Raw genomic sequence first — 14,218 nt, forward strand, 5'->3', positions numbered from 1 at the left:
ATCGATATATTAGAAAAATCGTTGATATATTGTAAGTTATGATAGATATATTGGAAAAATCGTTGATATATTGCTAGTTGTGATAGATATATTGAAAAAATCGTTGATATATTTGTAAAGGGGTGTTTGAGGTGATTGTGAAAGAAAGAAAAATACCGATTTATATAAGACAGTTAGAAGCGCTTCTTAGAAGGTTACCTGTACATCATCCGAAACGAAATATAATTGGAGAAAACTTGGCAAAACACATGGCGGGGTATAAAGGGGAGCAAGCGATTGATTATCCACTTAGTTTTATTTCTGAGAAAGAGTACAGTGTTTTACATGATGTTCGCTTATCTAATCATGATCAATACTTTCAAATTGATACTATTATCATTTCCACAAAGTTTCTTCTGTTTCTTGAGATAAAAAATATAGCAGGTACATTAATATTTGATACAAAGTTTAATCAACTTATCCGAATAACAGAAGGAAATTCAGAGGGATTTCCAGACCCTGTTTTACAAATAAAAAGGCAGGAAATACAACTTAAAAAATGGTTAAGCTTACATGGATTTTCTTCTAGTCTTCCAATCGAGTCCCTCGTTGTTATTAGCTCGCCTCGTACCATTATAAAATCTTCAGATGACAATCTTCTTCATACAATTATTCATAGTGCAAATCTACCTCATAAAATAAAGTGGTTTGAAAGTAAATATAAGAAAAAAGTTATAGATAATGTAGATAGGCTCATTCATCAAATAATAGCGGAGCATTCTCCACTTCAACAAAATATACTTGAGCAATATAAAATAGAAAAAGAGGAGTTGCTAAATGGAGTACAATGTGAGAAATGCTTAGTTATTCCAATGGTTAAAGTTAAGAAGGGTTGGCGTTGTACAAGTTGTAAAGATTTTTCAAAAGTGGCACATGAGGGTGCTATACGAGATTATGCATTGCTCATTAGTACGACATGTACGAACGGTAATTTGAAAGAGTTTCTCCATGTTTCGTCAGGTATGGTTGTAAACAGAATTCTCCACACACTAAATCTGGCCTATACTGGCAACAACAAAGGACGAATATATGATTTAACTTCTTTCCAATCGTAATTTTGCTATAATAAATAAGTACTTATACGAAGGGGAGTTTAAAGATAAAATGAAGTCGTTTAATATCGATCATGTTATAGCTAGTATTTTGCAATGGATATTAAATATAGCTTTAATTATATTATCCATTGTGTTATCGATTTTCTTAGTGAATGAGACGATCACGTTTGTGCAGTATATTTTTTCGTCAAAAGAGTATACGTCTTATAAATTGGTTGAAAGTATCATCGTCTATTTCTTATACTTCGAGTTCATTGCATTAATTATTAAGTATTTTAAATCGAATTATCATTTCCCGTTACGTTATTTTATTTATATCGGAATTACGGCTTTAATTCGGTTGATTATTGTGTCTCATGAGGAACCGATGGAGACGTTATTATACGCGGGAGCAATTCTTGTTTTAGTTATTGCTTTATACATATCGAATATGAGAGATTTGAGAAAAGAGTAGTAGTGCAGACGTAAGTTTGCACTACTTTTTTATGTGGAATTTTCCACCCTATGATTTTGGGGCTGTAATCAAATGAATAGTGTCAGGACATTCTAATTTATAAGTTACTTTGTTGTCTTCAATATCTTTCTTTATCTTTTGACATGTAGTATTCGAATATTGTATCTCTTGGTTTTCATTAAGTTTCTCATTTGTTTTTGTGTAGTCGACATCATAATAGACGGAGGTAGATTCCTTTTCTTTTTTTACAGTTAAATCAATAATAATAGGCTCGTTCTTGTTATTAAATTTAGTAATTCTAACTGAATCGTCTTTATTTGAATTATAGTTTTTTACGAAAGTATCTAATTTCTCTATGTTATAAACTTCATCGTTTTTCTCAATAATATCACCACGTTTTTTGGAAGCCTCAAAAGTATATGTCTCGTTTTTATCGTTTTTTTGCTCATTATTAGTACAACCAATAAGAGTAAATAAGGCTAATGAGATTACAGATAACGCATATTTTCTATATTGTATACTCATAGATTCAGCTCCTTTTCTTAATTTTTAACGATGATATATTTATAATTTTATTTTATCTTACTGAGCTTTTTGGAAAGCAAAAAGACTGTTCTTTTTTCGTTAAGTTACTGTAAATACCTACATTCTTTATTAATTAGTTATAAATTTCGGCATAATATTTTTACATTAGTTTTTACATCTTGACCTTCAAGTTGCTTGAAAGTTTACAATGAAATTAGGGCGTTTGAAATCGAAAAAAATTGAGAAATTAAGTGAAGAGGTTTTTTTACTTGGAGGTTATAGGAATGAATCAGGAATTGAAGTTACGTCCATTAGAACGAGAAGATTTAAAGTTTGTACACGAACTGAATAATAATGCGCACATTATGTCGTATTGGTTTGAAGAGCCATATGAGGCATTTGTGGAGCTGCAAGACTTATACGATAAACATATACATGATCAAAGCGAACGCCGATTTATCGTTGAGAAAGACAATGAAATGGTTGGATTAGTTGAGTTAGTAGAAATTGATTATATTCATCGTAGAACAGAATTCCAAATTATTATTGATCCGAATTATCAAGGATATGGTTATGCAGTGGATGCGACGCGTTTAGCAATGGATTACGCTTTTTCTGTACTAAATATGCATAAGATATATTTAGTTGTGGATAAGGAAAATGAAAAGGCAGTACATGTTTATAAAAAAGTTGGGTTTATGGTAGAAGGTGAGCTTATCGATGAGTTTTTCGTTGATGGTAACTATCATAATGCGATAAGAATGTGTATGTTTCAGAAGCAATATTTTGAAAACAAGTAGTTGAAAGATTCAGAAGTAATGTTGACGCTTCGTAAAACCGTATGCTAAAATCCCTTTTAAGTATTAAGGAAGGTGCAGAATATGCTTTATATAAAATTTGTAAAACTCATTAGAAAACTTTGCTCCGCACAAATGTATACGGTGAAGCGTTGTACGGAGCTTAATCAAGGGGTTTAAATCCCCTATATTCATCGGCTGAATAACTTTTCGAAAAAAGTATAGTATATCTATGCTTATTTCGTTATGGTTTTTCAGCTGGTGTATAAAATAGATTAAGGGGCCATAGACAATGCTTTGTCTATGGCCCTTTGTGTATATTATTCCGATGAGTCTTTACTGTAAATTGGAGTAGTATAGGAAAAACCACGAAGCAGAGGGCTAGTGTCGAATGACGCTATCTCTCTGCTTTTTTTAATTTCAGGAAAAGAGGAATAAAAATGAGTTTACTTAAAGTTGAAAGTTTATCACATAGTTTTATAGATAAAGTATTATACGAAAATGCTTCTTTTGATTTGCATAAAGGGGAGCATATGGGAATTGTTGGACAGAATGGTGCAGGAAAAAGCACATTAATGAAAATATTAGTGGGGGAAATTATTCCTGATAAGGGAGACATAAAGTGGCAACCCAATATTCAAATTGGGCATCTTGATCAATACGCTGAAATTGATGAGGGTTATACCATTTCACAATATTTAAAGAGAGCCTTTTATGATTTGTATGAAATGGAAAAGAGAATGAACAAGTTATATGAAGAAAGTGCGATGACTGGAGATGAGAATCAACTACTAAAAGCAGCTGAAATGCAAGAGCAGCTGGAGGCTCGTGATTTTTATTCAGTAGACAGCGTAATAAATAAGGTGGCAGCTGGTCTAGGTATTGATGTGATTGGGATGGATCGTGTTATTGGTGAATTAAGCGGAGGTCAGCGTGCAAAGGTAATTTTAGCGAAGCTCTTATTAGAAGAGCCTAATATTTTATTACTAGATGAACCGACGAATTTTCTCGATAAGGAGCATGTGGAGTGGCTTGCTAATTATTTAATGAAGTTTGAAGGAGCGTTTATTGTCGTATCACATGATTTTGATTTTTTGGAAAAAGTAACTTCTTGCATATGTGATGTAGAGTTCGGAACGGTTAAGAAGTATTATGGCAAATACTTAGATTTTGTAAGACAAAAGGAGCATTTGCGAAAAGATTATATTCGCCAATATTATGCACAGCAAAAGAAAATTGAAAAAACGGAAGAGTATATTCGTAGAAATATTGCCGGGGTGAATTCAAAAATAGCGCAAGGTCGTCGAAAACAATTGCAGCGTATGGAAAGAATTGCGCCACCAAGTTTTACTCATAAACCGTCTATTCATTTTCAGGAACTTCCCATTTCAGTTCAGACAGTTCTTGAAGTAAATAACCTTGAAGTTGGTTATGACTTCGCTCTCTTACCAAAGTTGGATTTTTCAGTAATGGGTGGGCAAAAACTTGTTATTACAGGTTTCAATGGAGTAGGGAAATCTACTTTATTAAAAACAATCGTTGGAAATATTGCTAGTATTTCTGGAGAGTTTCACTTTTCAGAGCAAATAAAGATTGGATATTATGAGCAAGATTTAAATTGGAGCAATGATTCTTTAACTCCGCTTCAAATTATTTCAGAACAGTTTCCTAAACTGAATATGAAGGAAATACGCCATCATTTAGCTGCGTGTGGTGTGAAGGATACGCACGTTTCGCAAGAAATTCGTACGTTAAGTGGTGGTGAACAATCGAAGGTGAAACTGTGTGGATTATTACTATCACCTTGTAACTTCTTAATTTTAGATGAGCCGACAAATCATTTAGATGCAGAAGCGAAGGAAGCTTTACAAAAGGCGCTAATTAAGTTTAAGGGCAGCATTATACTCGTATCTCACGAAGCGAGTTTTTATCTTGATTGGGCAGATAGCATTTTTCATATAGAGACGGGATTAGTTAATGGGGTGTGAAACATATGAGTGAAAACAATTGGAAAACGAAAATTATATTATTTTTGACCGCTCAAACTATTTCGTTGTTCGGTTCCTCTCTCGTGCAATACGCGATTATATGGTATATCACCCTTACAACATCATCAGGAGTGATGTTGACTATTTCAACTGTTTGCGGTTTTCTACCACAAATTGCGATATCTTTGTTTGCAGGTGTTTGGATTGATCGTTATGACCGCAAAAAGATGATTATGTTATCGGACGGGATTATAGCGATTGCGACGTTAGTTTTAGCAATTTTATTTTTAACAGGATATAAAAGTATTTGGTTACTTTTTATTGTGTTACTCATTCGTTCAGCTGGAACAGGAGTACAAACGCCAGCTGTGAATGCATTAATTCCGCAAATCGTTCCGAAAGAGTATCTGATGAAAGTAAATGGAATAAATAGCAGTATTACATCTTTAATTATGTTTCTTTCTCCAGCAGCAAGTGCGGCGATTCTTTCTATTGCCAGCATTGAAACAACATTTTTTATTGATGTTATTACAGCTATGTTTGGAATTAGTATTATGTTTGTCATTCAGGTGAAAGGACATGTGAATGTAGAGAGTAAGCAAAAATCTAATCTACAAGGAATTAAAGAAGGGTTCTCTTATTTAAAAGAAAATGTATTTATTAAAAGGCTAATCGTTTTATTGATTATCGTCATGATTTTAATAAGTCCAGCTGCTTTTTTAACACCTTTAATGGTAACTCGTTCTTTCGGGGCTGAAATGTGGAGACTTACTGCTAGTGAGATGACCTTTAGTGCGGGTGCGGCAGCTGGTGGCATATTGATTGCGGCATGGGGTGGTTTTCGTAATCGTATGCATACAACAGCGCTAGCTTGTGCATTATATGGACTGCTTATGATTGGACTAGGGATCGCTCCGGTATTTATTATGTATTTAGTATTTAACTTTTTAATTGGTATAACAATGCCGTGCTTCAATACACCAGTTACTGTGTTATTGCAGGAGAAAGTAGAACCATCAATGCACGGACGGATGTTTAGCCTTGTACAAATTGCGAATTCATGTGCGCTTCCTTTAGGAATGATAATATTTGGTCCATTGTCGGATATGTTTAGTGTAGAGATTTTGTTAATTTATGCTGGGATATTTGTGCTATTTTGCGCAATGTATGTTGTATTAAGCAAGAGGTTTGAAGCGTAAAGATTTATTCCGTTATTTGCGAGTCGGGCTGCCCGTAAACGCCCAATTGGTGAGAGCTGATTAAAGTTTCACTTTATAATTTAGAAGGTTTGCAAAGTGATTTAAGATGCTTTGCAAACCTTTTTGTTATTAGCCTAATCAATAAGTATTTATTGTTAAACGATAAATACTTATTGACTATTAATGTCATTTTAGATAATATGATGTTAACGATCCAAGGAGAATTACACGAGTAGAGGAGAATTTGAAATGAAAAATAAATACATAGTAGCTATTTCTTTCATGATTTTAGCGATTATTTCTTTAACTATACATGCTTCAAACAGTAAAGTAGGAGCGGATGGATTCCTTGAAGAACCTTTCTTTTTCCTAGTACCGATAAGTTATGTATTGTTCCTTAGTGGTATTGGTGTATTATTATTTGGATTTATTACTTCAAAGCTGAAAAAGGGCAATAGATAGGGACAAAACACTCACTATGAAATAGAAACATACCATATGGAAGAAAAAGAATAAGTGAGATGAATCATGATGAACCATCATTTTTATAATGGAAGACAAGTAGGAGCAGCTATTACTTTGGCTGGGGCACAGGGAACTATTCATGCTGTGAATCAAGCTATTCAAATGCAACAACAAGCATATTTTGCACAAATGATGCAAAGTCAGTATATGCCGTATTCACAGCTTCCGATGCAAATTGTACATTACGATGTACATCCAGCTGGTTTATTTTCCATTCCATATGGCGGGACATACTTCTTATGAAAGAAAGCGACTGGTTAGAGTCGCTTTTTTTATATTCCGCCTAGCTTTATTCCAAGGAATGCAAAGGCGATACCAATTATGTAAGTAGCGCTTAAGTATAAAAGGAATGTGCTAAAGTTTTTACGATTGAGGAGTTGAACAGATTCTAGTTTAAACGTCGAAAATGTTGTGAATGCCCCCATAAATCCAGTACCTAATAGTAGTTGCCAGCCTGTAGTGACCCCGTTTCCAATTATATATCCAAGTAAAAACGCCCCTGTTATGTTAATAAGGAATGTAGCAAGTGGGAATTGTGTTTTATTTCTTTTCTTAAACCAATTGCTAATTGCAAATCGTGTAATCGCACCGAAAAATCCTCCTGTTGCGACTAATAAAGCCTCTATCATGAGTAATCACCTTCCGTAAGAGATTTCTTAATTAAGAAATCTCCAAGTGTATAGCCAAGACTAGACATAATGAGGCCACCAAGTATGCTACATGATACATATAAGAAGGCTATACTCCACTCAGAATGATTGATCAATTGCACAGTTTCTACACTAAATGTTGAAAAAGTTGTAAAGGAACCGATGAATCCAGTCCCGATGCCTGTGATAATCTCTGAAGGTAAGATGTTTAGCCGAGCGATATAAGTAGTTAGCCACGCTAAGAAGAAGCAACCGGTTAAGTTAATGAGTAATGTTGCTAATGGAAATGAATGATGCCAAAATGTGGTGATATTAAGACCTAAATAATAACGAGAAAGAGCTCCTAATATACCGGCAATGCCGACGATAATATAAATCAATTTTCTCACCTCTTTAAATAGCTTGCTCAAAAAAATAGACTCCTACCAGTATATATACTGGTAGGAGTCATTAGCTAAGCAGCGTTTATGGCGAACTCCATCGCCTATGATTATTACATATAGTGTACTAAAAATACCGTTTAATTTCCAGTGAGGAGGTAGGTGTAACTTTTCTTTTTTTTGATGTCTGAAGGTTTTTTAAGTAATTAAAATGGGATTGATTACTTATCAACTAAATATAATGATATACGGTTTTAATTATGATAAAATGTTTCTTATGTGTGTCGTTTTGTTTTATTTGACTGAAAATAAAGAAAAATAAATTCGCGTGAAAAGGAGTCATTTATTTGAAGAAATTTTTAAAAATCGTATTTACATGTGTTTTAGTGGTAGCGGGCATTGTAGGGGGATTTCTAGCGTATATGACACTTACTAAAGAACAGCCTGTTGATGTTATAGCCTTGAAGGTGGAGAATAATAAGGAGCGCGTATTAGCGACTGGACATGAATTTAAAGTTACAACATTTAATATTGGATATGCTGGATTAGATAAGGATCAAGATTTCTTTATGGATGGCGGAAAGGGATCTGGTTCAAGTAGTAAAGAGCAAACGGAAACTAATTTAAAGAATATGCTTTCGTTTTTACAAAATGAGAATAGTGATTTTGCACTATTACAAGAAGTTGATATAAAGTCACTTCGTTCATTTGATGTAAATGGACATGAATTTTTGAAAAAAGGATTACCTGATTATGTTTCGTCATTTGGCAAGAACTACGATACGAAATGGGTTCCAGTGCCAATAACAAATCCAATGGGATATGCGGAGGCTGGATTAAGTACGTTTTCTAAATACACTGTTCAAGAAGCGAAGAGGTTCCAGCTTCCTGGAATGGAGCCTTGGCCAAAGCGTTTGTTTGATTTAGATCGAGCAATTGTGGAATATAAAATTCCTGTTAATAATGGGAAACATGTTAGACTCGTAAATTTACATTTGTCTGCTTATGATGAAGGCGGGAAAATTAGAAAACAGCAAGTAGAGTATTTAAAAGAATATATGAACAAACATTATGAAAAAGGTGATTACGTAATAATGGGTGGAGATTGGAATCAATTAGTTTCGAACGCTCAATTAAGTGATCCGAAGTTCGTGAAAGAGCGTCCTGAGTGGTTAGTAGAGTTACCGAAGGACTTTACGGACGGTGGCTTTAAGTGGGCTGTAGATCCGTCTGTTATGACTGTGAGAGATGATGTGAAGAAATATGTAGAAGGTGAAAATTTCGTTACTATTATTGATGGCTTTATCGTTTCACCGAATGTAGAGATTGTAAATGTACAAGGGAAAGATTTAAAGTTTGAAAATAGCGATCATAACCCAGTGAGTGCGGTATTTAAACTGAAGTAATTGATATGTATAAGTAGAAGGTGGGGCTTCATATGGAGTGGTTAAAGAGGACTTGTTTTTCTAACCTTGAGAAAGAATCACAGAAAAATCATTTATTACTGTTTATAACGATTTGTAGTTTCTTCCTTGGGATAATCGCAATTGGGTATTATGGATATATTTTTACAGAGAGAGCAATAGCGTTTTGGATTTGTGGTATTTCTGTCGTTGCATTTGGAACGATTTTTACTTTTATAAAAAGTATGGAATCAGTGTATAAATATATCATGACATTTATGTTGCTTACAATGTCTTACATTATGGTACAAGCTTTTAATGAAAGCCCGGCTGTATTTCAAATGGTCTATTTCACATTAGCTGTTTCACTTATTTACTTAAGTGAGCGCCTTATTTTAATTCTTGGCGGGGTAGCTGTTGTGATTACATTTATCCTTTGTAGCTATTGGCCGGAGCAATTCTTTGCTTATACAGCCTCGTCTGAAGCTGCTAATTTTGCAAGTTTGTTAGCGATTGTAACAATCGCTATGTGGGGCGTCACGAAAATCGGTTCTAATCTGCTCCTTCGTTTAAGTGATGAGAAGCAAGAAGTAATGAGAAAAGCACAAGAGCTAGAAGAGACGCAAAGGCTTATTGAAGAAACAGTTGTGAAACTAGATAGTAATTTCAATCATTTAAGACAAAATATGAACAAGTCGATGGAATCGATGAGTGAGATTAATTTTGCCTTTGAAGAGGTGGCAGTTGGTACGCAATCACAATCAGAGATGATGTATCGCTCGGTAGAAGTATTGAATGATATGGAGGTAAATATTGAACAAATCATCTCTCAAGTAAGAACTGCATCGGCTCGTGTGGATGAAAGTTTAGAAATTTCAAAGGGTAGTGTACATACTTTAAGAAATTTTGAAACTAACATGAGAAGTTTAAATGATGTTGTTTCACAGTCTGGAATTATATTTAGAGATTTAATGATGCAATTGAAACAAATTAATGAAATTGTAGATGTAATAACGAATATTTCAAGTCAGACGAGTTTGCTAGCTTTAAATGCAAATATTGAAGCTGCGAGGGCAGGCGAGCATGGAAAAGGTTTTGCTATTGTAGCGAGTGAAGTGTTAAAGCTTGCTGAAGAATCAAATCGTTCTGCGGGAAGAATTCAAGGGATTTTGAAGGAGTTTAGTAATCAAGCAAGTAAGGTAGAAGTGCAGGTAGAAAAGTCAGAAAGAGTACAAGAAGAATGTAACGAGATGTTAGCAAGTGTTTTAACAAATGTAACTGATTTAGGGAAGTTTATTGATGCAATTAATGAAGTAATGCGAGAGGTTGTTGTTCATCAAGAAAGTTTCCAAGTTAAAACGACGAATATCGTAAAGGATGTTACGCATGCTTCTAACGTAATTCAGCAAACTTCTACAGCTACAGAAGAAGTGCTAGCGAGTGTGGAAGAAGAAAAACATCGAAATGATACGTCAGTGAAGACGTTGCAAACTGTTAGCGAGCAAGTGAAGTTGTTAGAAGATATTTTAGAAAAGTAATATTACTTGGAAAGAGCACGAATGATGTGCTCTTTTTTCATTGAAACGAATACTTGATAGGAATTTAATTGCTTTTCTGCGCGTTTTCTGCCAAGCTTAAGGAGATAAAGTGAGACTAGTACATACTGATTATTAGCCCTCACCAATCAAGCTATCCGCAAATAGCGGAATAAAATACTTCAAAGAAAGAATTATATAGGTGACGCATATGATCGAAGTTAAGACTTCTGAACTTAGTGATGGAGAATTTAATAGAGGTGTATTTGCAACTCGTGATATTAAAAAGGGTGAGTTGATACACGCCGCACCAGTTATCTCTTATCCGAATGAACAGCATGAACATATTGAGAAGACGTTACTTGCTGACTACGCATTTGAGTATGGGATCAATCATACGGCAATCCTTTTAGGATATGGTATGTTATTTAATCATTCATATACACCGAATGCAACGTATGACATCGTTTTTGAGAATCATACATTTAACTTCTATGCTTATAAAGATATAAAAGCAGGAGAAGAAATTTTAATCAATTATAATGGTGAAGTTGATAACGATGAGCTGTTATGGTTTGATAAAGAAAAAGAAGAGAACGAAAAGTAATATAAAGAGTATAGAAAGAGCACATTCTGTCGGATGTGCTCTTTTTTCATTGATGTAAATAAAGTAAAAAGTACAAAAAAATACCACTTTATTTTTGTATGGTATAGTAAGATACTGAGGGATAGTGTTTTGAAAAAGTCACATATTTTACAAATTGTTGTCTTTCTGATGACATGTCAAGTTTAGTAGTCCATTTGGGTTGCTTTATTATGCAATATATATTTTAATATGAGTGGCACCTCTTATAAATTAAGAGGTTTATAGGTGTCTCGAATTGATTTTGGGTACACTGTATCCACCACTTTAGGTTCTTTCATGTACGTGGGGATATTATGGGCCCGTATAACGGGATAAAATGAATATAGAAATAGAGGAATCGTAAAATGAATATGCAAGAGGTTTATAAATATTTAAGTACGGTATTGCCTGAAGGACATGTTAAACAAGATGAAATGTTAAAGAATCATACGCATATTAAAGTTGGCGGAAAAGCAGATGTTTTTGTTGCGCCTACAAATTATGATGAAATTCAAGAAGTTATCAAATATGCGAATGAATATAATATTCCAGTTACGTTTTTAGGAAATGGATCGAATGTCATTATTAAAGATGGTGGAATTCGCGGGATTACAGTAAGTTTAATTCATATTACAGGTGTTACTGTAACAGGAACGACGATTGTAGCACAGTGTGGTGCAGCAATTATTGACGTATCACGTATTGCCTTAGACCATAATTTAACGGGTCTTGAGTTTGCTTGTGGTATTCCAGGTTCAGTTGGCGGAGCATTATATATGAATGCTGGTGCATACGGCGGTGAAATTTCGTTTGTATTAACAGAAGCTGTCGTAATGACAGGTGATGGAGAGCTACGTACTTTGACGAAAGAAGCATTTGAATTTGGATATCGTAAGAGTGTATTTGCGAACAACCATTACATTATTCTTGAAGCGAGATTTGAACTTGAAGAAGGTGTACATGAAGAAATTAAAGCCAAAATGGATGATTTAACGTTTAAACGTGAGTCAAAACAGCCTCTAGAATATCCTTCATGTGGTAGCGTATTTAAACGCCCACCAAATAACTTTGCTGGTAAGTTAATTCAAGACTCAGGACTACAAGGTAAGCGAATTGGTGGAGTAGAAGTTTCTTTAAAACACGCTGGATTTATGGTGAATGTTGATAACGGAACAGCACAAGATTACATCGATTTAATTCACTTCGTACAAAAGACAGTTGAAGAGAAATTTGGCGTGAAGTTGGAGCGAGAAGTAAGGATTATTGGAGAAGATAAAGAATAACGAAATACGTATGAAGATATGAATTATTTTAAAATAATATTTGGGTATTGTTGACAATTTGTTTTCGATTCAATATAATGGCTAATAATTTAACAAATAACATACGTTGAAAGAGCCCAGTAGCAGTTTGTCACTGTTAACGAGAGAGCTAGGGGTTGCTGTAACCTAGCACAAACAAACTTGCGAATTACACTCTGGAGTATCTTAGGTAATGCTAAGCGGACTAGCAATCGATATTATTGCTAAGAGTGGTATGAGTAGCTATGCTATTTATGCAAACTGGGTGGTAACACGGTGAATAATCGTCCCTATGTCTATCGTAGACATAGGGGCTTTTTTGTTTTTAAAAAATAAAGGGGATGACAAAAGATGAATATTATTGATGAATTAGAATGGCGCGGCGCCGTTAATCAGCAGACTGACGAAGAAGGCTTACGTAAGCTAGTAGAAGGGAAAAAGATTTCACTATACTGCGGAGTTGATCCAACTGGTGATAGTATGCATATCGGACATTTGATTCCGTTTATGATGATGAAGAGATTCCAATTAGCTGGCCATCATCCTGTTATTTTAATTGGCGGGGCAACAGGAACAATTGGTGATCCGAGTGGACGACAATCAGAGCGTCAACTTCAAACGTTAGAAGTGGTTCAGCATAATGTAGATGCGCTAACAGCACAAATGAAAAAGCTATTTGATTTTGGCGGAAATAGCGAAGTGAAGATGGTAAATAACTATGATTGGACACATGAAATAAATATTATTGAGTTTTTACGTGATTACGGGAAAAACTTTAGCATCAATAGCATGTTAGCGAAGGATATTGTAGCAAGCCGTTTAGATACAGGTATTTCTTTCACAGAATTCACGTACCAAATTTTGCAAGCGATGGACTTCCATCATTTATACACGAAAGAGGATGTTCAACTTCAAATTGGTGGCAGTGACCAATGGGGAAATATTACGAGTGGTTTAGATTTAATTCGTAAGTTAGAAGGTCATGAGGCGAAAGTATTCGGATTAACGATTCCATTATTATTAAAATCGGATGGTACGAAGTTTGGTAAATCAGCAGGTGGTGCGGTTTGGCTTGATCCTGAAAAAACGACACCGTTTGAATTTTACCAGTTCTGGGTAAATACAGATGATCGTGATGTCGTTAAATACTTGAAATACTTTACGTTCTTAACGAAAGAGCGTATTGATGAATTAGCAGCGAGGGTAGAAGCGGAGCCTCATAAACGTGAAGCACAAAAAGTGTTAGCAGAAGAAATGACGAAATTCGTTCATGGAGAAGAGGCGTTCCTGCAAGCTGAAAAAATCACAGCAGCGTTATTTAGCGGAGATATTAAATCGTTAACAGCTGATGAAATTGAACAAGGCTTTAAAGAAATGCCAACATTTCAGTCTTCAAAAGAGACGAAAAACATCGTAGAGTGGCTAGTCGATTTAGGAATCGAACCATCTAGACGACAAGCACGCGAGGACATTAATAATGGTGCGATTTCTATGAATGGTGAGAAAGTAACAGATGTGGGTACGGATGTTACTGTAGAAAATTCGTTTGATGGAAGATTTATTATTATTCGTAAAGGGAAGAAGAACTACAGTCTTGTGAAATTAGGATAATAAGTAAGGCTGGAAAATATATCGGCGATTTTTCGAATATATCGACCGTAACTCGAATTATATCGGCGATTTTTGAAATATATCAGCGCAAATCCGAATATATCAGCGATTTTCCCAATATATCGATTTAC

The 14,218-nt window shown here is 34.7% G+C and carries 15 protein-coding genes, 1 riboswitch and 1 other annotated feature; of the genes, 12 read left to right on the forward strand and 3 right to left on the reverse strand.

Translation table 11 applies throughout. The features are described from left to right. The first annotated feature begins 137 nt into the window (after positions 1-137). Complete coding sequence (locus MR143_RS07470) at positions 138-1,094, forward strand: nuclease-related domain-containing protein (protein ID WP_002181000.1); 957 nt, start codon at positions 138-140, stop codon at positions 1,092-1,094. A 49-nt stretch (positions 1,095-1,143) separates the two neighbouring features. Then, positions 1,144-1,548, forward strand: a complete 405-nt coding sequence (gene psiE, locus MR143_RS07475; RefSeq protein ID WP_000834707.1) for a phosphate-starvation-inducible protein PsiE — start codon at positions 1,144-1,146, stop codon at positions 1,546-1,548. A gap of 48 nt (positions 1,549-1,596) precedes the next feature. On the opposite strand, the gene MR143_RS07480 is transcribed toward psiE, so the two are convergent. After that, complete coding sequence (locus MR143_RS07480; protein WP_000027507.1) at positions 1,597-2,073, reverse strand: DUF4362 domain-containing protein; 477 nt, start codon at positions 2,071-2,073, stop codon at positions 1,597-1,599. A gap of 284 nt (positions 2,074-2,357) precedes the next feature. Here MR143_RS07480 and speG point away from each other — a divergent pair, with 284 nt between their 5' ends. From speG to MR143_RS07505, 5 genes are all read left to right on the forward strand, one after another. Then, entirely contained in the window at positions 2,358-2,873 is a 516-nt protein-coding gene (gene speG, locus MR143_RS07485; RefSeq protein ID WP_001071092.1) for a spermidine N1-acetyltransferase, read from the forward strand. 437 nt (positions 2,874-3,310) lie between these two features. Next, positions 3,311-4,858 carry an ABC-F family ATP-binding cassette domain-containing protein gene (locus MR143_RS07490; protein ID WP_000054867.1) on the forward strand — a complete coding sequence of 516 codons (1,548 nt, stop codon included), beginning with the start codon at positions 3,311-3,313 and terminating at the stop codon, positions 4,856-4,858. Between the two features lie 5 nt (positions 4,859-4,863). Continuing rightward, a complete protein-coding gene (locus MR143_RS07495) occupies positions 4,864-6,057 on the forward strand; it encodes an MFS transporter (protein WP_001293749.1) in 1,194 nt (397 codons plus the stop codon). A 249-nt stretch (positions 6,058-6,306) separates the two neighbouring features. After that, positions 6,307-6,519, forward strand: coding sequence for a DUF3955 domain-containing protein (locus MR143_RS07500; RefSeq protein WP_000792583.1), 213 nt, complete (start codon positions 6,307-6,309; stop codon positions 6,517-6,519). Positions 6,520-6,585: 66 nt separating this feature from the next. Next, the gene (locus MR143_RS07505) at positions 6,586-6,825 is read left to right on the forward strand and encodes a DUF3947 family protein (protein WP_000980932.1); all 240 of its coding nucleotides are present in this window, start codon (positions 6,586-6,588) and stop codon (positions 6,823-6,825) included. 29 nt (positions 6,826-6,854) lie between these two features. On the opposite strand, the gene crcB (MR143_RS07510) is transcribed toward MR143_RS07505, so the two are convergent. Both crcB (MR143_RS07510) and crcB (MR143_RS07515) read right to left on the reverse strand, forming a co-directional pair. After that, on the reverse strand, positions 6,855-7,211 hold the full coding sequence (gene crcB, locus MR143_RS07510) for a fluoride efflux transporter CrcB (protein WP_046946660.1): 357 nt from the start codon (positions 7,209-7,211) through the stop codon (positions 6,855-6,857). Beyond that, positions 7,208-7,612: a fluoride efflux transporter CrcB gene (gene crcB / locus MR143_RS07515; protein ID WP_000639317.1), complete on the reverse strand. Its 405-nt coding sequence runs from the start codon at positions 7,610-7,612 to the stop codon at positions 7,208-7,210. Before crcB (MR143_RS07515) ends, crcB (MR143_RS07510) begins: the two co-directional genes overlap by 4 nt. Positions 7,613-7,666: 54 nt before the next feature. Continuing rightward, a riboswitch (Fluoride riboswitch) is annotated at positions 7,667-7,726 on the reverse strand. 233 nt (positions 7,727-7,959) lie between these two features. Here crcB (MR143_RS07515) and MR143_RS07520 point away from each other — a divergent pair. The 5 genes from MR143_RS07520 (at position 7,960) to tyrS (ending at position 14,087) form a co-directional block, all read left to right on the forward strand. Then, a complete protein-coding gene (locus tag MR143_RS07520) occupies positions 7,960-9,018 on the forward strand; it encodes an endonuclease/exonuclease/phosphatase family protein (RefSeq protein ID WP_000714053.1) in 1,059 nt (352 codons plus the stop codon). A gap of 32 nt (positions 9,019-9,050) precedes the next feature. Then, on the forward strand, positions 9,051-10,553 hold the full coding sequence (locus MR143_RS07525; RefSeq protein ID WP_000455075.1) for a DUF4077 domain-containing protein: 1,503 nt from the start codon (positions 9,051-9,053) through the stop codon (positions 10,551-10,553). A 208-nt stretch (positions 10,554-10,761) separates the two neighbouring features. Further along, the gene (locus tag MR143_RS07530) at positions 10,762-11,157 is read left to right on the forward strand and encodes an SET domain-containing protein (RefSeq protein WP_000573649.1); all 396 of its coding nucleotides are present in this window, start codon (positions 10,762-10,764) and stop codon (positions 11,155-11,157) included. Positions 11,158-11,540: 383 nt separating this feature from the next. Beyond that, a complete protein-coding gene (gene murB, locus MR143_RS07535) occupies positions 11,541-12,458 on the forward strand; it encodes a UDP-N-acetylmuramate dehydrogenase (RefSeq protein ID WP_001057102.1) in 918 nt (305 codons plus the stop codon). Positions 12,459-12,555: 97 nt separating this feature from the next. Then, positions 12,556-12,771: a binding site (T-box leader), on the forward strand. A 56-nt stretch (positions 12,772-12,827) separates the two neighbouring features. Further along, positions 12,828-14,087 (forward strand): tyrosine--tRNA ligase, encoded by a 1,260-nt coding sequence (tyrS, locus tag MR143_RS07540; protein ID WP_001021124.1) that lies wholly within the window; start codon positions 12,828-12,830, stop codon positions 14,085-14,087. Positions 14,088-14,218 lie beyond the last annotated feature (131 nt).

Origin of the sequence: Bacillus cereus group sp. BfR-BA-01347, assembly GCF_022663835.1 — a bacterium.
Classification (GTDB): Bacteria; Bacillota; Bacilli; order Bacillales; family Bacillaceae_G; genus Bacillus_A; species Bacillus_A thuringiensis_K.